Source organism: Methylobacterium sp. EM32 (genome assembly GCF_040593685.1).
GTDB lineage: Bacteria > Pseudomonadota > Alphaproteobacteria > Rhizobiales > Beijerinckiaceae > Methylobacterium.
This window is the reverse complement of the sequence record NZ_JBEXZS010000178.1, coordinates 45,444-66,625: the sequence shown is the minus strand read 5'-3', so window position 1 is coordinate 66,625 and position 21,182 is coordinate 45,444. Positions and strand designations below refer to the sequence as shown.

The following is a 21,182-nucleotide window of genomic DNA, read 5'->3' as shown; positions in this document are numbered from 1 at the left end:
GCCGCCAGAGCATGACGGGAGGCCGCGATGCACGGGACCCTGGACCCTGTCGGCGCCACTGGCGGAAGCACCACCCCGGGGAGACCTCTGGAACGGGCCCTGCGCGGCGCCGTCTCGGGCGAGGTGCTGACCGGCCGCTTCGACCGCGGCCGCTACGCCGCGGATGCCTCGATCTACCAGATCGTTCCCCGCGCCGTGGTCCTGCCGCGAAGCACCGACGACGTCGCGGCCGTGCTCGCGGTCGCGGCGAGCCAGGGCGTGCCGGTGATCCTGCGCGGCGGCGGCACCTCGCAGAACGGGCAGCCGATCGGCGACGGCATCGTGGTCGATTGCGCCCGCCACCTCGACCGGGTGCTCGCCTACGATGCGGAGGCCGGCACGGTGACGGTCGAGCCCGGCACGGTGCTGGAGCGCCTGAACGCGCGGCTCAAGGCCGACGGCTGGTTCTTCCCGGTCGAGCCCTCGACGGCGAGCCGCTGCACGATCGGCGGCATGGCCGGCAACAATGCCTGCGGCGCCCGCTCGCTGCTCTACGGCAAGATGGTCGACAACGTGCTCGGCCTCGACGGGCTTATGGCCGACGGGACCCCGTTCCGTCTCTCCGCGCAGGCGGTGTCGGGAATCGAGGACCTGTCGCACCGCATGCTGGCGCTGGCGGATGCCGAGCGCGACGAGATCGCCCGGATGTTCCCGCAGGTGCAGCGCCGGGTCGGCGGCTACAACCTCGACGCGCTGCTCGGGGATCGCCCGAACCTCGCCCACCTTCTCGTCGGCTCGGAGGGGACGCTCGCGGCGACCACCGCCGTGACCTTGAAGCTCGCGCGGCTGCCCGCCCACCGGGCGATGGGGGTGTGCCACTTCCCCTCCTTCCGCGCGGCGATGGAGACGGTGCCGGCCCTGGTGGCGCTCGGGCCCGCGGCGGTCGAGCTCGTCGACAACAACGTGCTGGTGCTCGGCGCCGACATTCCGCTCTTCCGCGCGACGCTCGCCGACATCACGAGGGGTCACCCCGACTGCCTGCTCCTCGTCGAGTTCGCGGGCGAGGATTCCGCGGCTCTGGCGGCGAGCTTGCGCCGCCTCGATGCCTGCATGGCCGATCACGGCTTTCCCGATGCGGTGGTGGAGGTGCGCGAGCCGGCCCGCCAGCGGACGGTCTGGGAGATGCGCGAGGCCTGCCTCAACATCATGATGTCGATGCGCGGCGACGCCAAGCCGGTGTCGTTCATCGAGGATTGCGCCGTCCCGCTCGAGCACCTCGCCGACTACACTGACGCGGTCACGGCGTGCTTTTCCCGCCACGGCACCACCGGCACCTGGTACGCCCACGCCTCGGTCGGCTGCCTGCACGTGCGCCCGATCCTCGACCTGAAGCGCGCCGGCGACGTCGCCACGATGCGGGCGATCGCCGAGGAAACGTCGGAGCTGGTCCGCCGCTTCAAGGGCTCGTATTCGGGCGAGCACGGCGACGGCATCTCGCGCTCCGAGTTCGTCGAGCCGCTCTTCGGGCTCCGCCTCGCCCGCGCCTTCGAGGCGGTGAAGGACGCCTTCGATCCGGACAACCGGCTCAATCCCGGCAAGATCGTCCGGCCGCTGCGGATGGACGACCGCAGCCTGATGCGGTTCTCCGAGACTTATCGCATCACGGCGCCGGCTCCCGCTCTCGACTGGTCGGACTGGGGCGGTCTCGGCGGCGCGGTCGAGATGTGCAACAACAACGGCACCTGCCGGAAGCTCGCCGGCGGGGCGATGTGCCCGTCCTACCGGGTCACCCGGGACGAGGAGCACCTGACGCGGGGCCGCGCCAACACCCTGCGCCTCGCCCTGTCGGGCCAGCTCGGGCCGGACGCGCTCACCGCGCCCGAGACGAAGCGCGCGCTCGATCTCTGCGTCTCCTGCAAGGCCTGCCGCCGCGAATGCCCGACCGGCGTCGACATGGCGCGGATGAAGATCGAGGTGCTGCACCACTACCATGCCCGTCACGGGCGCTCGCTCGGTGAGCGCGTGCTCGCCCATCTGCCGGCCTATGCGGGCGCGGCGGCCGCGCTCGCCCCCCTCCTCAACCTGCGCGACCGGGTGCCGGCGCTCGCGCGCCTGTCGGAGCGAGTGCTGGGTCTCTCCGCCGCGCGCCCCTTGCCGCGCTGGCGCCGGCCCTGGCGCGAGACGGGCCGGATCGCGCGCACCGCCGACGTCGCGGGCGACGGCCTCGACCTCGTCCTGTTCGGCGACACCTTCAACCGCGCCTTCGAGCGCGAGACGATGGAGGCCGCCGAGACCGTGCTGCGCGCCGCCGGCTACCGGCTCCACCGGGTCGGGACCGGCGGCGCGCGGCCGCTCTGCTGCGGGCGCACCTACCTGGCGACCGGCGATACCGACCGCGCCCGGGCCGGGGCCCGCCGCACCCGCGACGCGCTCCTGCCCTTCGTGCGGGAAGGCGCCCGGATCGTCGGGCTCGAACCAGCCTGCCTGCTCACGTTTCGCGACGAGTTCGCGGCGCTCCTGCCGGACGGGGAGACCCGGGCGCTCGCCGGGGCCGCCCTGCTGTTCGAGGAGGTCCTGGCCGCCGACCTGGCGGAGGCCCGCGTCGCCCTGCCCCTCGCGGATCAGGGCGGGCGGGTCGCGCACCTGCACGGCCATTGCCACCAGAAGGCCTTCGGGGCGATGGGCGCGGTCGAGGCGGTCTTGCGCGCGGTGCCGGGGCTCGATGTACGGGTGATCGAGTCGGGCTGCTGCGGCATGGCCGGCGCCTTCGGCTACCGGGCCGACACGCAGGACATGTCCCGCGCCATGGCCGAGCTCGCGCTGTTCCCGGCGCTGCGCGCCGCCGGCCCCGACGACATCGTCGTCGCCGACGGGACGAGCTGCCGCCACCAGATCCGCGACGGGCTCGGCCGCGAGGCGGTCCACGTCGCCCGGGTGCTCGCGGGGGCGATACAATCGGATCGGACTCAGGGCCGCACCCGCCAGCGGGCCGATGCGGTGCCGAGTGAGGGTCCCGCGGCCGCGTGAGAGAGCCCGTTACAGTGATCGATATAGTTTATCCCACCCAACACCTCATCCTGAGGTGCGAACGCAGTGAGCCTCGAAGGAGGCCTCCAGAAGTCTTTGCGATCCCTGGAGCCCTCCTTCGAGGCTGCTGCAAGCAGCAGCACCTCAGGATGAGGGTGTGGGTGGGATACAATCAACCGGTCGAACAGGTGTCTGAGCAATCGCGACGGCTCGCCGTCACCTCTCACCGCGCGTAGCGGGTGAAGACGAAGTCGCGCGCCTTCACCCGCGTCTCGTGGCAGGCAAAGCAGGTCTCGTGCTGGCCTGCATCGACCGGCTTGCCGTCGATGAAGCGGCCGAAGCCCCAGCCGCCCGTCGCGGGGTAGCGCGCCGCGTCCTTGACCATGACCTGCACGGTCGTGGCGGGGCCCGGGACCGTCGCCGTGTCGAAATCGGGCGAGCGCATCCGGCGCCAGGCGAGCTTCACCAGGACGGCGCCGTCCGGGAACGGCAGCGTGCCATCGCGAAAAGCCCTCACCGCGAGGTCGTTGCCGACGACGGCCCGCAGCTCGTCGAGCGGCGCGTCCTCGAGCGCCGGCGCGATCAGGCGCCAATCGCGAAAACCGTCCGGGACGGTGACGCCGTAGATCGGCGAAGTCGGCTTTGCTGCGTCACCGGCCGCCGCGCCCAGGCCGAGGCAGGCGGCAGCCAAGAGCGGTACGGCCAACAGCGGTATCGCCAGGAGGAGGGAGGGCCGGTCAAACGCCATCGACGTCCACCACGGCCTGCGCGAAGGCCTGCGGCGCCTCCTGCGGAAGGTTATGCCCGATGCCGCCGGTGAGCGTGCGGTGCGCGTAGCGTCCGGTGAATTTCTTGGCGTAGGCGGCGGGGTCGGGATGGGGCGCGCCGTTCGCGTCGCCCTCGAGCGTGATCGTCGGGATCGCGATGGTCGGGAAGGCGGCGAGCTTGCGCTCGGTCTCGTCGAACCGACCCTCGCCCTGCGCCAGGCCGAGGCGCCAGCGGTAATTGTGGATCGAGACCGCGACGTGGTCGGGATTGTCGAAGGCCGGAGCCGAGCGGGCGAAGGTGGCGTCGTCGAACCGCCATCGCGGCGAGGCGAGCTCCCAGATCAGGCGGGCGAAGTCACGGGTGTAGCGGGCATAGCCCTCGCGCCCCCGCTCGGTGGCGAAGTAGAACTGGTACCACCATTGCAGCTCGGCCTTGGGCGGCAGCGGCATCGCGTTCGCCTGCTGGCTGCCGATGAGGTAGCCGCTCACCGAGACGAGGGCCCGGCACCGCGCCGGCCACAGGGCCGCGAGGATACAGGCTGTGCGCGCCCCCCAATCATAGCCCGCCACGAGCGTCCGCTCGACGCCCAGCGCATCGAGGAAGGCGACCGCGTCGTGAGCGAGGGCCGCCTGCTGGCCGTTGCGCGGCGTCGCCTCCGAGAGGAAGCGGGTCGCGCCGTAGCCCCGGAGGTACGGGATCAGCACCCGGTAGCCCGCCCGCGCCAGCATCGGCGCGACCTCGGCGTAGGAGTGGATGTCGTAGGGCCAGCCGTGCAGGAGCAGGACCGGCCGGCCCTCCGCCGGGCCCGCCTCGACGTAGGCGACGTCGAGGTCACCGGCCCGGACCCGCTTCAGCGGGCCGAACGCCGCGGCGGGCTCCGGAGAGGCGACGCCCTGCGCCGCGGCTGGCAAGATGGCGGCGACCGTGCCGGCGGCGAGCACGGCACCGAGTTGTCCGAGGAGCCGGCGGCGCGCCGGTTCGACTGCGTGATCCATGTGACGACCCCGATCAGGACGCGAACGATCCGCTCGTCTTCCCGACGAATCCCGGGCGACGGTCGTTGCCACGTCGATGCCGGCACTAAGCCGCCGGTTGTTGTGCCGCATGTGTGCGCGAAGGTCGATTTTGTAAGCACATGTACGGTGTGCGGGGTCGTGTCCCCCGGGTGCGGCGGGCGCGGGCTCGACCCATTCGTGTGTCACCACAGCGATCTTGACCCGCTTCGCATCGTCATGCCCACCCCGTTCCCGGACGAGTGCAACAAAGTGGAAGGAGATCCGGGAAAGGGGGAGAGTAGACAGCTCGCGCGGCCCATGTCTGCAGCGACCGTGATGCGATCGGGCAAGGCACACGACGGATTGCGGGGCTCACGCGCGGGCCGATCATCGCCCCGCACCGCCTCAGCCGAGAGTGACCGTGGCGTCGAGCCCGCCGCCGTCGCGGTTGCGTAAGGTGAGGCTGCCGCCGATCGCGGCGGCGAGCTGCTCGGCGATGGCGAGGCCGAGGCCGGTGCCGCCGGTGTCTCGGCTGCGCGATTCCTCCAGCCGCACGAAGGGCAGGAGCACCGCCGCGAGCTGGTCCGCCGGAATGCCGGGACCGCGATCGAGCACCGCGATGGCGATCCGCCCGTCGCGCACCGCAACGGCGATCTCCGCCCCGCCGGCGTAGCGCAGGGCGTTGTCGATCAGGTTGGCGAGGATGCGCCGCAGGGCCTGCGGACGGGTGGTCACCGTGGCGTCGGCCAGGGCGGTGACGGTCACGTCCCGCCCGTCATCCTGGTAGTCGAAGACGAGGCTCTCGATGAAGGCGCGCAGGTCGAGGCGGGCCGGCGGCTCGACGTCGCCGTGCACGCTGCGGGCATAGGCGATGCCCTCGCGCACCAGCGCCTCGATCACGGCGAGGTCGTGGAGCAGCCGCTCCTGGTCGGGTCCTTCGGCGCCGGTCTCGACCCGCAGACGCATCCGGGTGATCGGGGTCTGGAGGTCGTGGGAGATCGCCGCCAGGATGCGCACGCGCTCGTCGAGGTGTCGGGCGATGCGGGCCTGGAGCGCGTTGAAGGCTTTTCCCGCGCGCGCGACCTCGTCCGGCCCTTCTTCGGCGAAGCGGATCGCCGGCCGGCCGGGCTCGAGCCGGTCGGCGGCCTCGGCGAACCGGGTGAGCGGGCGAACTGCCAGCCGGACGGCGAGCCAGACGCAGGCGCCGAGCACGAGGAGTTGCACCGCCAGCGCGACCGGCAGCCACGACGCGACCGCGCGCCGCGCCGGCCGCACGTCGATGGTCAGGGTCGCGCCGTCGGCGAGCACGACGTGCCCCTGCAGCCGCTCGTCCGGCCCCGGCACCGCGTCGAACCGCACGGAGAAGCGCGGCTCCAGGGCGGCGCGGATCTCGTCCGCGATCATCCGCGCCCGCTCGGTAAGGGCGGCGTCGCCCGGTGCGCCGGGACCGAGCGCGTAGCGGTAGGTCGGCCGGTCGAGGAGCGGCAGCCACCCGGCCCGCTCGAGGGGAGGAAGCCGGTCGAGCAGGGCGACCGCCACGGCGACGTCGCGCTGGAGCGTCGTCAGCATCACCGCCCGCGCCGACTGGTCCCGCTCCAGGAGCATGATCGCGAAGGCGAGCCCCTGCCCGCACAGGAGCCCGGCGAGCAGGATCAGGAAGAGCCGGCTGCGCAGGCTGCTCGGCAGACTTGCGTTGGCACGCCATCGCGTCGTCCGCTTCGGCTGCTGTCGCATCGCAGATTTTTTTCGCAAACCCGGCGGCCCCTTTTGCGACATCCGCTTGGGCAGACCCCTCATTCCTCGCGCGCCTGCGCGATGACGACGGGCATCGCGAGGACGTAGCCCTCGCTGCGCACGGTCTTGATGTAGGCCGGCTCGCGGGCGTCGTCCCGCAGGCGCTGGCGCAGGCGGCTGACGAGGAGGTCGATCGAGCGGTCGAACAGCTCGGCCTCGCGGCCCTGCGTCAGGTTGAGGAGCTGGTCGCGCGAGAGCACTCGCTGGGGGTGGTCGAGCAGGACGCGCAGCAGCCGGTACTCGGCGCCGCTCAAGGGCACGACCGTCCCGGCCGCGTCGATCAGGTGGCGGGCGGTGGTGTCGAGCCGCCAATCCCCGAAGGCGACGAGCCGGCCGGCTTCCGTCACCTGGAGGTTGGGCGGCAGCATCCGGGTGCGGCGCAGGACGGCCTTGATCCGGGCGAGCAGCTCGCGGGCCGAGAACGGCTTCACCAGGTAGTCGTCCGCGCCCATCTCCAGGCCGACGATCCGGTCGGTCTCGTCGCTGCGCGCCGTCAGCATCAGGACCGGCGTCGTCCTGTGCCGGCCCACCCGCAGTTCCCGGCACAGGACGAGGCCGTCGTCGCCCGGCATCATGATGTCGAGCACGACGAGGTCGACCCGGTCCGCGTCGAGGAAGGCGCGCATCTGCCGGCCATCGGCAGCGAGGCTCACCCGCAGGCCGTTCTTCCGGAGATAGCCCGAGACCATCTCGCGGATATCGCGGTCGTCGTCGACGACCAGCACGTGATCGATGTGCTCCAATGCCCCCTCCGATGCCCCTCCCCCGGGATAGCGGGGCCGCGCCCCTCCGGCGAGCCGGTCCCGGTAACACCCTGTAGCGGACCGGGCCTCGTCCCGAGGCGCGGCCCCGCGATCGCTACAGACCGATACAAGGAAGCAGTGCGCCGCACATAGGCGGGACATGCGGGGCTGGTGAGAGGATCTCCGGAATCAGACGGAGCCGCCTGTGACCCTCGTTCTCGCCGCCTATCTCGCGGGCGTGCTGACCATCCTCAGCCCCTGCATCGTGCCGGTAATGCCCTTCGTCCTCGCGCAGGGAGGCCGGCCCTTCCTCTCCGGCACGCTGCCGTTCCTCCTCGGCCTCGGCGGGGCCTTCGTCGCGGCGGCGGGGCTCGCCGCCATCGGGGGCACCGCCGTGGCGCGGTTCGGCACCGCCGGCCGCGTCCTGGCCTTCGGCCTGCTCGCGTTCTTCGCGGTCTCGCTCCTGTCGCGGCGCACCGCGGCGTGGCTGCACCGGCCGCTCTCGCGCCTCGGCGAGGTCCTCGCGCGACGCACGGCCACTCCGGATGGGGTTCTGGGATCCGTCGGCCTCGGCGCCGCAACGGGCCTGTTGTGGACACCCTGCGCCGGGCCGATCCTCGGCCTCGTCCTGACCGGCGCGGCCCTGAACGGACCGGGCTGGCAGAGTACGGCGCTGCTCGCCGCCTACGCCTCGGGGGCCGCGACCGCTCTGGCCGGTGCGGCGCGGCTCGGCACTGCGCTCGCCGCCCGGCTCCGCCCGCATCTCGGGCTCGGCGAGGGGCTGCGCCGGCTCGCCGGGGCCGCCATGCTGGCGGTGCTCGCCGCGGCCGCCCTCGGGGCCGATGCGGAGTGGCTGGCGCGCTATCCCGGGGCGGGCACGATCGCCGCGGAGGACGCGCTCCTGGCGGCGTTGCGGGTCGAGCCCGCCCGGGCCGATCCGGCCGGGGGCCCGACGCGCAGCGCATGGCCGGTCGAGGGCCACCTGCCGAGCCTGTCGGGCGCCACGCACTGGCTCAACGGGGAACCGCAATCGGTCGAGGGCCTGCGGGGGCGAGTGGTGCTGGTCCATGTCTGGACCTCGTCCTGCATCAATTGCATCCGCACCCTCCCCTACCTGCGGGACTGGGCCGAACGGTACCGGGCGCAGGGCCTCGCGGTGATCGGCGTCCACGCGCCGGAATTCGCTTTCGAGCACGACGTCGACACCGTCGCCGCGGCGATCCGGCGCTTCGCGCTGCCCTATCCGGTGGCGGTCGACAACGCCTTCCGGATCTGGCGCGGCCTGCGCAACGCCTATTGGCCGGCCCTCTACGTGGTCGACGCGGACGGCCGCATCCGCCACCATCAGTTCGGCGAGGGCGGCTACGACCGGTCGGAAGCCGCCATCCGCGACCTCCTGGCCGAGGCCGCGGGTCGGCGTGCCGCCGAGGAATCCGCGCCGCGGCCGCGCGCCGCCGGCATCGAGGCCGCGCCCGATCTCGTCCATCTCGGATCCGCCGAGACCTATCTCGGCTCGGACAAGGCCGAGACCTTCGCCTCGCCGGAAGGATTGGCGCCCGGTCCGCGCACCTACACCGCCGGCCGGCCGGGGCTGAACGCGTGGTCGCTGTCCGGCACCTGGGCCGTCGAACCCGAATACGCCCGCCTCGCCGAACCGGACGGGAGCGTGACCTACCGCTTCCGGGCCCGCGACCTCCACCTCGTCGCCGGACCCGGACCGGACGGGCGGCCCGTCGGCTTCGAGGTGACCCTCGACGGCGCGCCGCCCGGGGCGGATCACGGCGTCGATGCCGGACCGGACGGCGTCGGAACCGTCTCGGCGGCGCGGCTGTACCAGCTCGTCCGCCAGTCCGGCCCGGTGCGCGAGCGCACCTTCGCGATCCGCTTCCACCGTCCCGGCATCCGGGTCTACGCCTTCACGTTCGGCTGAGGCGCGGGCGGCGTCCGGATTCCGGCGTGTAAGATCCATGGGCGGGCGCGGGACTGCGCCAGAGCGGGAAACGCCCGGGAAACGCCCAGGGAAACGCCCAAGACGGGAGAGTCGCCGATGCGCGATTTCAACGAGCACACCATCACGCAGGCCGTGGTCGACCGCTTCGCCGAGACGCCGGACCCGCGCCTGAAGGCGATCCTCACGAGCCTCGTGCGCCACCTGCACGATTGCGTGCGCGAGGTCGACCTGACCTTCGAGGAGTGGCAGGCCGGCATCGCCTTCCTGACCCGTACCGGGCAGCGATGCGACCAGCACCGGCAGGAATTCATCCTCCTGTCCGACACGCTCGGCGTCTCGATGCTGGTCGACGCGATCAACCACCGGATGCCCGAGGGCGCGACCGAGACCACGGTGCTCGGCCCCTTCTACGTCGAGGAGGCGCCGGAGCGGCCGAACGGCGCGAACATCGCCGGCCCGCTCGAGGGCACGCCGCTCCTCGTCACCGGCTCGGTCGCGTCCGCGGAGGGAAAGCCGCTCGCCGGCGCCACCGTCGATGTCTGGCACGCCGACGACGACGGTTCTTACGACGTGCAGCAGCTCGATGCGCTCGGCGGGCTCGCCGGCCGGGCGCGGTTCCGCACGGATGCGCAAGGCCGCTTCCACTTCTGGACCGTCATGCCGGCCTGGTACCCGATCCCCGCCGACGGGCCGGTCGGCGAGATGCTGAACGCCACCAGCCGCCACCCGAACCGGCCGGCGCACGTGCATTTCATGATCGCGGCGCCCGGCCACGAGACGCTGATCACCCACGTTTTCGCCGCCGACAGCCCGTGGCTCGAATCGGACGCGGTGTTCGGGGTCAAGACCTCGCTGATCGCTGAATTCGCCGAGCATCCGGCGGGACCGGCACCGGACGGGCGGGCGATGGAACGGCCCTTCCGGCACCTCGCCTACGATTTCGGCCTGAAACCCGCCTGATCCGGCACCCTTCGGTTTGGATGCGCCGACACCGGGACGAAGCCCCCCGGCGAACATCGCCGTCGCGTCCATTCGACTGCGGCGGACACCGTCATGAGCGAGGCAACGACCGGCGCCGTCCCGGCCGAGGGAGCGGGATTTCGGACCTCGGGCCGACGGAGACGCCCGCTCCCGCCCGCATCGTTAACCAACCTTTAAAGAACGGATCCAAATCGGCAGAATTTGCCGCTTCCGCCCCCGTGGCTGTCATGACGAATGCGAACACCGATGTTAGGAATTTAGTAACGATCCAGGGGCCGCCGCCATGAACATGCATCTCGTCAACAACCAGGACGCCGTCGATCTCGCGCAGATCATCAACGATGCATGGGCGCATCCCGAGCAGCTGTATATCGGCATGGAAGGGCCGGTCCGTGCGGCGGTGACCGAGGCGATGGCCCGGCTCGACGACGGCACCCTGCGCGTCGCCGAGAAGATCGACGGCACCTGGCGCGTCAACGAGTGGCTCATCAACGCCCTGATGGTCGCCTCCCATATCGGCGACTACTCGCTCGTCGAGGGCGGTCCGGGGGCGGCGTGCTGGTGGGACAAGGAGCACTCGAAGTTCGCCGGCTGGGGCGAGGCTCAGTTCCGGGCCGCCGCCTTCCGCGCCCTGCCGGGCTGCTTCGTGCGCTACAGCGCGCATGTCGCCCGCAAGGTCGTGCTGCTGCCGAGCTTCGTCAGCTGGGGCGCGCGCGTCGACGAGGGCACGATGATCGACTCCTGGGCCACCGTCGGCTCCTGCGCCCAGGTCGGCCGCAACGTCCACATCTCGGCCGGCGTCGTCCTCGGCGGGGTGATCGAGCCGCGCCAGGTGCGCCCGGTCGTCATCGAGGACGATTGCTTCGTCGGCGCGCAGTGCAGCGTCGTCGAGGGGATGATCGTCGGCGAGGGCTCGGTGATCGGCGCCGGCACCATCCTGTCCGCCTCGACCAAGATCATCGACCGGGCGACCGGCGAAGTTTTTCGCGGCGCGGTGCCGCCCTACTCCGTGGTGGTGCCGGGCTCGCTGCCGGGCCAGCCCCTGGCCGACGGCTGGCCGGGCCCGCTCCTGCACTGCGCCGTCATCGTCAAGCGCGTCGACGCCAAGACCCGCGCCAAGGCCTGCGTGAACGACCTGTTCCGGGCGTGATCGCGGCGACCGGGCCCTGACACCGGGGCCCGGCCGCGATGATCGGATCCGCAGCAATGCGGGTCTATTTCGAGGACGAGGCTCCCGCATGCCGGCTCACACGATCCACCCCCTCCGCCTCGCCGTGGGCGGGCTCATCGCCCTCGCGGTCGCGATGGGCATCGGCCGCTTCTCCTACACGCCGATCCTGCCGGCGATGGCCGCCGACCTCGCGCTGACCAAGGCGCAAGGGGGCCTCCTGGCCTCGGCGAACCTGCTCGGCTACCTCGTCGGCGCGCTCGGGGCGGCGCTGCCGGCCTTGCGCGGCTCGCCGCGGCGCTGGTTCGTCGCATCGCTCGCCGCGAGCGCCGTGAGCACGATCCTGATGGCGGCCGCGGGCGACGTTCCGACCTTCCTGGCGCTCCGGTTCGTCGGTGGGGTGGCGAGCGCCTTCGTGCTCGTCTTCGCCTCGACGGTGATCCTCGACCGGCTCGCCACGATGGGGCGGTCCGGGCTGTCCTCGCTGCATTTTTCCGGAATCGGGGCCGGCATCGTCCTCTCGGCGCTCCTGGTAAACGCGGCCGGGGCGCTCGGCGCCGACTGGCGCGGCGCCTGGCTGGCGGTCGGGCTGACCGCCCTCCTCGCCACGCCGGTGGTCGGCGCGCTCGTGCCGCCGGATGCCCACGCCGTCGCCCCGGTCGCGGAGCGGGGCGGGCTCGCCCTCGACCGGCCGCTCGCCGCCCTCCTCGCCTCCTACTTCCTCTTCGGCCTCGGCTACGTCACCACCGCGACCTTCCTGGTGACGATCGTCCGGGCCATGCCCGACCTGCGGCCCTTCGAATCGGTGATCTGGCTCGTCGTCGGCGTCTCGGCGGTTCCCTCGGTGGCGTCGTGGACCTGGCTGAGCCGCCGGATCGGCGTCGTGCCGACGCTGGGCCTGGCGCTCGCCGCCGAGGCCGTCGGCGTCGTCGGCAGCGTCGTGGCGACCGGCGTCGGCGGCGCGGTCGTGGCGGCGGCGCTCCTCGGGGGGACCTTCGTGCCGATCACGGCCCTCGGGATCATGGCCGCCCGGTCCCTGGCCGGGGCCCGCCGGCGCCAGGTCGTCGCGGTGATGACCGCCTCGTTCGGCCTCGGCTCGATCATCGCGCCAACGATCGCCGGGGCGCTGGCCGACCTCACGGGCAGCTTCGCGCTGCCGAGCTTCCTCGCCGCCGGTGCGCTCGCCCTCGCGGGCCTCCTCGCCCTCGCGGCCGAGCCGCGCCGGGCCGCCGGACCGCACGCCCTGCCCCAGGCGAGCGGTGCGTGAGAGACTGTTTGACCAACCGGCGACATCTATCCCACCCACACCCTCATCCTGAGGTGTCGGTCGATTGGAAATCGACTGGCCTCGAAGGAGGCCTCCAGAAATCTCTGCGGCCCCTGGAGGCCTCCTTCGAGGCTCACTTCGTTCGCACCTCAGGATGAGGTCATGGGTGGGATCAAAAAATTCTTGCGGAGCTGTTCTCGGAAGTTGATCAAGCTTCCGAGACAGCGGGTTTTCAGCCCGCAGCCCGGACACCTGCCGGGCCGCGGACCGCGCCTGCGGCCTTGTCGGACGCCGCCGCCACCGCCTCCAGCACGCGCAGGATCGGCTGGGGCCGCCCGAGCAGATAGCCCTGGACCTGGGTGCAGCCGGCCTCGCGCACCAGGGCGAGCTGGCGGGCGGTCTCGACGCCCTCCGCCGTGGTGCACATGCCGAGCTCGGTCGCGAGGCCGGCCAGCGCCTTGACGATCGCCGCGCTGTCGGCCCGCTCGGGCATGTCCTGCACGAAGGAGCGGTCGATCTTGATCTTGTCGAGCGGGAAATGGTGCAGGTGGCTCAGCGACGAGTAGCCGGTGCCGAAATCGTCGAGCACGATCCGCACCCCCAGCGCGCGCAGGCCCTCGAGCGATTTCCTGTTCTCGTACCCCTTGGTGAACAGGGCCGTCTCGGTGATCTCCAGCTCCAGGCGCTGCGGGTCGAGGCCGGTCTCGGCGAGGATGCCGGTGACGTCGGCGACGATGGTGGCGCTGGCGAGCTGCAGCGGCGAGAGGTTGACGGCGATCCTCAGACCCCGGGGCAGCGCGGCGAAATCGGTGCAGGCCCGGCGCAGGACCCAGGCGCCGATCTCGACGATCAGCCCGGTCTCCTCGGCGATCGGCACGAACACGGCCGGGCTCACCGCCCCGCGCTCCGGATGGTGCCAGCGCAGCAGCGCCTCGTAGCCGCACAGGGCATCCGCCGCCATGTCGTAGATCGGCTGGTAGGCCAGTTCGAGCTGGTGGTTCGCGAGGGCGACGCGCAGATCGGCCTCGATCTCGAGCCGCTCGCGCAGCCGCGCGCCCATGTCCTCCGCGAAGAGGCAGGCGGTGCCGCGGCCGGCGGCCTTCGCCTGGTAGAGCGCGAGATCGGCGTGCTTGAGCAGCGTGTCACCGTCGAGGTCGCCCGCCGCCGCGACCGCGATGCCGATGCTCGCGCCGGTGACGACCGCGTGGCCGAACACGTCGAAGGGCCGGCGCATCTCGGCGATGAGGTGCCGGCTCAGCGCCTCCGCCTCGGCCGGCAGGTCGGGCGAGGCGCAGATCAGCGCGAACTCGTCGCCGCCGAGCCGGGCCACGATCCGGCTGTGATCGGTGCAGGCCCGCAGGCGCTCCGCCACCAGGCGCAAGAGCTCGTCGCCGGCCGGGTGCCCCAGCGTGTCGTTGACGTCCTTGAAGCGGTCGAGGTCGAGATACAGGACCGCGACGCCGTCCTGCCCTGGGGCCGGCCGCAGGGCCGCCTCGAGCTCGCTGCGGAACAGCACGCGGTTGGGCAGCCGTGTCAGGGGATCGTGGTGGGCCAGGAAGCGGATCCGGCTCTCGCGCTCGCTCAGGATCGCGTTCTGCCGCATCGCCTCCTCGGCGGCCTCGTTGGCGCGCTGATTGGCGGCGGCGAGGTCGGCGAGGGTCTCGCGCATCGCCGTGATGTCGGTGCGGATGCCGACGGTGCAGCCGTCGGCCGTGCGGCGCTCGGTGATCAGCAGCCACTGCCCGCCGGGCAGCTGGCGCTCGACCGTGCCGCTGCAGGCGCGGTGCCAGGCGACCGTCTCGCGCACGAACTCGTCGATGCGCCCCTCCGCCTGCGGGTACTGCCCGACCTCGGCGCCCTGACGGATGACGTCCTCGAAGCGCGCCCCCTTGACGATGAAGGGCGCGCTCGCGGCGTAGAGATCGCAGTAGCGCTGGTTCCAGGTCACGAGGCGGTCGTTCTCGTCCCACATGACGAAGCCGTCCGACATCGCCTCGATCGCGTTCGTCAGAACCATGTTGGCGCGGGTGCGCTCGGCGTCGAGCCGCTCGCGCCCGCGCAGGGCGACGAGGAGCGCCGCCGCGAAGGCGGTGATCAGGACCGCGCCGGCGCCCGTCGTCGCGAGCAGCCGCACGCGGTCGCGGCGCCCGTCCGCCAGGGCGACGTCCTGCGGGACGGTGAGCCCGACGAAGATGGTGCCGTACAGGGTCGGCCGGACGACCGCGAAAGACGGGCCGGATTCGCCCGTCCCGGGTAGGTCGAAGGTGCGCCCGTCGGCCCGCAGGCCGTCGAGGCTGAGGGCCTGCACCCGGCCCATATTCACCTCGTCGTGCGGCAGGCTGGCGATGAGCTGGCCGCCCCGGCGCTGCAGCGCGACGCGGACCCCCGGCTGGAGTCCGGTCTCGGCGAGCCCCCGTGTGAGGACCGGCAGCGGCACCTCCGCGACGGCGAGGATCTCCCCGGCCTGCGGCAGCTGGGTGAGGCGCCCGACATAGAGCGACCAGTCGCCCGTGACCGGGTTGCGCACCGGGCCGAAGATCTCGCTCGAGCCGGTCGTCCGGGTCTGGTTGAACTCCGCCATGCCGAACGGGAGCGGCCGGCCGGCCCCCCGCTGCCGGGTCGCCGCCCAGACCGTCCCGTCGGCCCGGACGAGGTAGAGGTCGCGGAACGCCAGGGTCTGGAAGTTCAGGCCGCGCAGCAGCTGGGTCGCGGCGGCCGGCGTGATCGCGGCGCCGGCCGCCGAGCCGGCGAAGAGGGCGGGCAGGCTGGCGAGCGCCCCGTCGACCTGCAGCACCTGACGGTTGAACGCCGCCTCGACCGCCTGGGCCGAACGCTCGAGGCCGGCCCGCGCCGCCTGCCGGGCGGTGCGGTCGGCATTGTGCAGCAGCAGCGCCGTGCCGGCCGCCAGCAGCAGCAGGATGAGGGTCGTTCCGGCGGCGATCGCCAGCTTGATTCTGCGCCACATCATCAGTCGCCAACCGCCGTCCCGACCACAGCCCTACTCCGCCTTCGCCGTGACCCCGAGCGCGGGCTTCAGCGTCTCGTTCCAGATGCCAACGCAGGCCTCGCCGCAGCGCTCGATCCATCGCGGCAGCACCGTCTCGGTGAGGAGGCGCTGGCGGCGCTCGGCGTCGCGCGGGGAGAGCGGCACGAGCGTCATCGCCTTGCGCGGCGCCCCCGGGCAGGCCGTCTGCGTGGCGCAGGCCAGCCCGCGGGCGGTGTCGTCCTCCGCCTGCTTCCAGATGCGCTGCTCCAGGTCGGCCACGCCCCGGCGCACCTCGTCGCGCAGGTCCGCCGGGAGGGCCCGCCACGCCGCGATGTTGGCGCCGAAGAACGACATGCCCCAGCTGATCGCCATGGCGTGGACGTGGGTCGCGACCCCCGACAGGCCGATCTCGTAGCCGCTCAGCGTCCCGGTGATCGCGCAATCGGCGACGCCGTCGCGGAGCGCCGCCACCGTCTCGGCGAACGGGATGATGACCGGCATCGCGCCGAGGGCGGCCATCAGCTCGGACTGGCCCACCGACGAGGTCCGGATGCGCCGGCCCGCCAGGTCGGCGAGGCCCTCGAACTTGCGGGTGCAAAACAGGACCTGCGCCGGATAGGCGTAGACGCCGAGGAGCTCGATGCCGTAGCGCTCACGCAGCACCTCGCGCAGGTGCTCGCGGTAATGCCCGACATTCTGCCGCAGGGCCGCCATGTCGGGATTGAGCGCCGGCAGGTCGACGGCGTTGAGCTCGGGCTCGTCGCCGGCCGCCACGGCAAGGAGCGCCGTGCCGAACGGCACGACGCCGAGCCGCATCAGCTGGAGCATGTCCTCGCCGCGCAGGCCGCTCTCGTTGAACGGGCGGATGCTCACCGTGAGGCGGCCGCCAGTGCGCTCGCCGATCTCGGTCTGCCAGAACGGCTGCTCGAGCTGCCGGTACTGGCTGACGCCGGCGAGGCCCCCGACCACCGTCAGGCGCACCGGCTCGCCGGCCCGGGACCCGGAGGCCGGCAGGCCCAGGACCAGCACCGCGGCGAGGGCCGTCAGGTACGCCGCCACCCGTCCCCGCCGCCGGGGCCGGAGGCCGGTCGGGCGCAGATATCCCGCGCGCCTCGTGATGGGTGGCTCGGCCATGAACTGGGCTCCTGCCCTGCGGCATCGCTCATTGTCCCAGTATCGCGGCGACACGTTATGATTTTGCTAACCGATCGTCATCACCTGAACTTTCATCGGCGGTTGGTGTACGTGCAGTCGCGACACGGTGTGAGTATCATCGTTATGGCTTGCAGGCTGCGCCAGCCCCGATTCCTGGAGCGCCGCGCCAGATCGCCGATAGTCGGCGCGCGATCATTTTGTTTCATCGCGAATGATGTTCTGGTGATGCCGCAGCCTTGATCTTCGCTGCCGTGCGGCGGCCGCCCCACCCCTGTCGCCCCTCGTCTCGGGCTCGACGACCACGGAGCCGCTTTGTCCTGGCGAGGCAGGCGGCGCGGGACCGATCGGGTCTGCCCGGCGAGGCGGTGTCCGCCTGGATCTGGAGGCAGGGCCTGGCGATCCCGAGGCCCCGCCGCGTTCTCACGGATAGCGCACCGGCGGCGGGCCCTCGGGCAGGGGGATGAACTCGGCGTCGTTCGGCACCGTGTCGAACCGGCCCTGGCGCCAATCCTCCTTGGCCTGGGCGATCCGCTCGGGCCGCGAGGAGACGAAGTTCCACCACAGGTGCCGCGGCCCGTCCATCGGCTCGCCGCCCAGCACCATGAAGCGGGCCTCCTCCGTCGCCCGCACGCTGATCCGGTCGCCGGGGCGGAAGACCAGGAGCTGGCCGGGGCCAAAACCGTCGCCGGCGATCTCGATCGCCCCCGACACCGTGTAGATCGCGCGCTCGTCGTAATCGGGATCGAGGGGCAGGACGGCGCCGGCCTGGAGCGTCACGTCGGCATAGACCATCGGGGTCGAGGTCCGCACGGCCGAGCGCGCGCCGTAAGCCTCGCCGGCGATCAGCCGGACGGTCTTGCCCTCGGCCGAGACGATCGGCAGCGCGGCGGCGTCGTAATGCTCGAAGGCCGGGGCGGTCTCCTCGTCCTGCGCCGACAGGGCAACCCAGCTCTGGAGGCCGAACAGCCGCGAGCCGGTCTGCCGCAGGGCGCTGCCGGTGCGCTCCGAATGGGTGATGCCACGCCCCGCCGTCATCCAGTTCAGCTCGCCCGGGCGGATCGGCAATTCGGTGCCGAGGCTGTCGCGGTGCATGATCTCGCCGTCGAACAGGTAGGTGACGGTGGACAGCCCGATATGCGGATGAGGCCGCACGTCCATGCCCTGGCCGAGCAGGAATTCCGACGGGCCCATCTGGTCGAAGAAGATGAAGGGCCCGACCATCCGGCACTGGGTCGAGGGCAGCGCGCGGCGTACCGCGAACGAGCCGAGGTCGCGCGAGCGCGGCACGATCAGGGTCTGGATCGCATCACAGCTGAAGCGGTCGCCCGGGACCGGATCGTCGGCACTGTGCCAGCTCATCGTCATCCTCCTCGAACCGGGGCGCCGTATCGATGCGGGCGCGTCCGAACGGCTGCATCTTGCGGTCCGGCCGGCCGCTTGAAAACGGAAACGATCGAAACACATCGTTTCACTCTGTGCGATGGCGGGGCGCGGCCGTCCTGACGCTGCGGCATGCAAGCCCCGCGCAACCTCTCGGATACACCCTCCGGCATTCCCGACAGGAGGTACCCGAGCCATGGGCGGAAACGCGCCGACCGAGGAGCAGGCGGCCGAGCGCCTGACCCATCATCTCCTCCGGGAAGCCTATCGCGACCTCGCCGCGGTGCTCCTGAGCGCCGACGCCAAGGCGGCCGGGAGCCTGTTCTACGCCATCGAGAAGCGCACCGCCGACGCGCTCCGGACGATCGTCGCGGACAAGAGCGAGGGGGCCGCCTCGACCCGCATCGCCCGCGCCGCCGGCGGCGAGCTCAACGCGCTGTTCGAGGCCGCGCATGGCCGCACCGGCATCCCGGCCTCGCGGCGGGTGGCCTGAGCGGCACCGAGAGACGCGGCGCGGCCCCTCGCGCCGGACCGGTCCTCCTGCCCCGGTGCCTGCGACGGGCGAGCCTCACGACGAATCTCCGCTCCCTGCCCGTGATCGCGCAGTGCTCCCGACATGGTCCGAAGACGCAGAGGCCGGCGCCGAAAGTCTCAAGCGGATGAAGCTTGGGAGCGTTTGCGCTCGGGTGGGAAGTTTGGCACGACTGGGGGTGCGGATCCGCGCCGGTGCGCGGGCCCGCTCAACAGGGAGGGAGGCCCGCTTCGCGCGGACACGGCCGCTCGCCATCTCGGCCGTCCGACGTCGCGGGAATGCCCGACAATCAAGGACGGTAGAATGACCGCACTCCTGCTCATCATCGTGGGCGGCCTCTGCGCCATTGCCTACGGCATCGTCACCATCAACGACGTCATGCGGCGCGATGCCGGCACGCAGCGCATGCAGGAGATCGCCGGCGCGATCGCCGAGGGCGCCCAGGCCTACCTGCGCCGCCAATACGCGACGATCGGGGTCGTCGGCGTGGTGCTGTTCGGGCTCCTCGCCTGGCTCCTCGGCCTCAAGGTCGCGATCGGCTTCCTGATCGGGGCGGTCCTGTCGGGCGTCGCCGGCTTCATCGGCATGAACGTCTCGGTCCGGGCCAACGTGCGCACCGCCCAGGCCGCGGCGCAGTCGCTCGGCGCCGGCCTCTCGGTGGCGTTCAAGTCGGGCGCCGTCACCGGCATGCTGGTGGCCGGCCTCGCGCTCCTCGGCGTGGCGCTCTACTACACCTACCTCACCCGCTTCGCCGGCCTGAACCCGTCGAGCCGCGAGGTGATCGACGCCCTCGTGGCGCTCGGCTTCGGCGCCTCCCTGATCTCGATCTTCGCCCGCCTCGGCGGCGGCATCTTCACCAAGGGCGCCGATGTCGGCGGCGACCTCGTCGGCAAGGTTGAGGCCGGCATTCCCGAGGACGATCCGCGCAACCCCGCCACCATCGCGGACAATGTCGGCGACAATGTCGGCGACTGCGCCGGCATGGCGGCCGACCTGTTCGAGACCTACGCGGTCACCCTCGTCGCCACGATGGTGCTGGCGGCGATCTTCTTTGCGGGCCAGGTCGATGTCGGCGGGCGCAACGTGCTCGAGACGATGCTGCTCTACCCGATGGCGATCGGGGCGGCCTGCATCGTCACCTCGATCATCGGCACGTTCTTCGTGCGGCTCGGCTCGAACCAGTCGATCATGGGGGCGCTCTACAAGGGGCTGATCGGCGCCGGCGCGCTCTCGATCGTGGCGATCGCGGGCCTCAACCTCGTCATGTTCGGCGGCTTCTCGACCCGCTTCACCACCACCGGCGGCGACAGCTTCACCTCGCTCAGTCTGTTCCTGTGCGCGGTGGCCGGCCTCGTCATCACGGCGCTGATCGTCGTCATCACCGAGTACTACACCGGCACCTCCTACCGGCCGGTCAAGTCGATCGCCCATTCCTCGGTCACCGGCCACGGCACCAACGTGATCCAGGGCCTGGCGATCTCCCTCGAATCGACCGCGCTCCCGGCGATCGTCATCGTCGCCGGCATCATCGTCACCTACTCCCTCGCCGGCCTGTTCGGCATCGCCATCGCGGTCACCGCCATGCTGGCGCTCGCCGGGGTCGTCGTCGCCCTCGACGCCTTCGGGCCGGTCACCGACAATGCCGGCGGCATCGCCGAGATGGCGGGGCTGCCCAAGGAAGTGCGCAAGTCCACCGACGCGCTCGACGCCGTCGGCAACACCACCAAGGCGGTGACGAAGGGCTACGCCATCGGCTCGGCGGGTCTCGGCGCCCTGGTGCTCTTCGCCGCCTACACCTCGGACCTGAACTACTTCATCAAGAACGCCTCGGCGACGCAGTACCGGTTCTTCCAGGGGGTCACGGTCGATTTCTCGCTGCAGAACCCCTACGTGGTCGTCGGCCTCCTGCTCGGCGGCCTGATCCCGTACCTGTTCGGCGGCATCGCCATGACGGCGGTGGGCCGCGCCGCCGGCGCGGTGGTCGAGGAGGTCCGGCGCCAGTTCCGCGAGAAGCCCGGCATCATGCAGGGGACCGAGCGGCCCGATTACGGCCGCGCCGTCGACATGCTGACCCGGGCGGCGATCAAGGAGATGGTGGTGCCCTCGCTCTTGCCGGTGCTGTCGCCGGTGGTGCTGTTCTTCGTGATCCAGGCCATCGCCGGCAAGGGCCAGGCCTTCGCGGCGGTGGGCGCGATGCTCCTCGGCGTGATCCTCACCGGCCTCTACGTCGCGGTCTCGATGACGTCGGGCGGCGGCGCCTGGGACAACGCCAAGAAATACATCGAAGACGGCCACCACGGCGGCAAGGGCTCCGACGCCCACAAGGCCGCGGTGACCGGCGACACCGTCGGCGATCCCTACAAGGACACCGCCGGCCCGGCGGTGAACCCGGCGATCAAGATCACCAACATCATCGCGCTGCTGCTGCTGGCGATCCTGGCGCATAGCTGAACTGG

At 71.9% G+C, this 21,182-nt stretch carries 14 protein-coding genes; 7 read left to right on the top strand and 7 right to left on the bottom strand.

Features of this window, described 5'->3' with window-relative positions:
- Nucleotides 1-27 precede the first annotated feature (27 nt).
- Entirely contained in the window at nt 28-3,006 is a 2,979-nt protein-coding gene (locus ABZT49_RS23865) for an FAD-binding and (Fe-S)-binding domain-containing protein (RefSeq protein WP_355289605.1), read from the top strand.
- A gap of 223 nt (nt 3,007-3,229) precedes the next feature.
- Here the strand turns inward: ABZT49_RS23865 and ABZT49_RS23860 are convergent, their stop codons facing one another.
- From ABZT49_RS23860 to ABZT49_RS23845, 4 genes are all read right to left on the bottom strand, one after another.
- Nucleotides 3,230-3,754, bottom strand: coding sequence for a cytochrome P460 family protein (locus ABZT49_RS23860; protein ID WP_407943556.1), 525 nt, complete (start codon nt 3,752-3,754; stop codon nt 3,230-3,232).
- A complete protein-coding gene (locus ABZT49_RS23855; protein WP_355289602.1) occupies nt 3,744-4,769 on the bottom strand; it encodes an alpha/beta hydrolase in 1,026 nt (341 codons plus the stop codon). Before ABZT49_RS23855 ends, ABZT49_RS23860 begins: the two co-directional genes overlap by 11 nt.
- Nucleotides 4,770-5,174: 405 nt before the next feature.
- Complete coding sequence (locus tag ABZT49_RS23850) at nt 5,175-6,503, bottom strand: HAMP domain-containing sensor histidine kinase (RefSeq protein WP_355289600.1); 1,329 nt, start codon at nt 6,501-6,503, stop codon at nt 5,175-5,177.
- Between the two features lie 59 nt (nt 6,504-6,562).
- A complete protein-coding gene (locus ABZT49_RS23845; RefSeq protein ID WP_355289598.1) occupies nt 6,563-7,306 on the bottom strand; it encodes a response regulator in 744 nt (247 codons plus the stop codon).
- A 205-nt stretch (nt 7,307-7,511) separates the two neighbouring features.
- On the opposite strand from ABZT49_RS23845, the gene ABZT49_RS23840 reads away from it, so the two are divergent.
- The 4 genes from ABZT49_RS23840 to ABZT49_RS23825 all read left to right on the top strand — a co-directional run bounded on the left by ABZT49_RS23840 (nt 7,512) and on the right by ABZT49_RS23825 (nt 12,673).
- Complete coding sequence (locus ABZT49_RS23840; protein WP_355289597.1) at nt 7,512-9,236, top strand: cytochrome c biogenesis protein CcdA; 1,725 nt, start codon at nt 7,512-7,514, stop codon at nt 9,234-9,236.
- Nucleotides 9,237-9,353: 117 nt separating this feature from the next.
- Entirely contained in the window at nt 9,354-10,217 is an 864-nt protein-coding gene (locus tag ABZT49_RS23835) for an intradiol ring-cleavage dioxygenase (RefSeq protein ID WP_355289595.1), read from the top strand.
- 304 nt (nt 10,218-10,521) lie between these two features.
- On the top strand, nt 10,522-11,388 hold the full coding sequence (locus ABZT49_RS23830; RefSeq protein ID WP_355289593.1) for a 2,3,4,5-tetrahydropyridine-2,6-dicarboxylate N-succinyltransferase: 867 nt from the start codon (nt 10,522-10,524) through the stop codon (nt 11,386-11,388).
- An 88-nt stretch (nt 11,389-11,476) separates the two neighbouring features.
- Nucleotides 11,477-12,673, top strand: coding sequence for a YbfB/YjiJ family MFS transporter (locus tag ABZT49_RS23825; RefSeq protein ID WP_355289591.1), 1,197 nt, complete (start codon nt 11,477-11,479; stop codon nt 12,671-12,673).
- 232 nt (nt 12,674-12,905) lie between these two features.
- On the opposite strand, the gene ABZT49_RS23820 is transcribed toward ABZT49_RS23825, so the two are convergent.
- The 3 genes from ABZT49_RS23820 to ABZT49_RS23810 form a co-directional block, all read right to left on the bottom strand.
- Nucleotides 12,906-15,641 (bottom strand): EAL domain-containing protein, encoded by a 2,736-nt coding sequence (locus ABZT49_RS23820; protein ID WP_355289589.1) that lies wholly within the window; start codon nt 15,639-15,641, stop codon nt 12,906-12,908.
- A 30-nt stretch (nt 15,642-15,671) separates the two neighbouring features.
- The gene (locus ABZT49_RS23815) at nt 15,672-16,718 is read right to left on the bottom strand and encodes a TRAP transporter substrate-binding protein (protein WP_355289588.1); all 1,047 of its coding nucleotides are present in this window, start codon (nt 16,716-16,718) and stop codon (nt 15,672-15,674) included.
- Nucleotides 16,719-17,234: 516 nt separating this feature from the next.
- Nucleotides 17,235-18,173, bottom strand: coding sequence for a pirin family protein (locus ABZT49_RS23810; RefSeq protein ID WP_355289586.1), 939 nt, complete (start codon nt 18,171-18,173; stop codon nt 17,235-17,237).
- Between the two features lie 217 nt (nt 18,174-18,390).
- On the opposite strand from ABZT49_RS23810, the gene ABZT49_RS23805 reads away from it, so the two are divergent.
- Nucleotides 18,391-18,687: a hypothetical protein gene (locus ABZT49_RS23805; RefSeq protein ID WP_355289584.1), complete on the top strand. Its 297-nt coding sequence runs from the start codon at nt 18,391-18,393 to the stop codon at nt 18,685-18,687.
- A 342-nt stretch (nt 18,688-19,029) separates the two neighbouring features.
- A complete protein-coding gene (locus tag ABZT49_RS23800) occupies nt 19,030-21,177 on the top strand; it encodes a sodium-translocating pyrophosphatase (protein ID WP_355289582.1) in 2,148 nt (715 codons plus the stop codon).
- Nucleotides 21,178-21,182 lie beyond the last annotated feature (5 nt).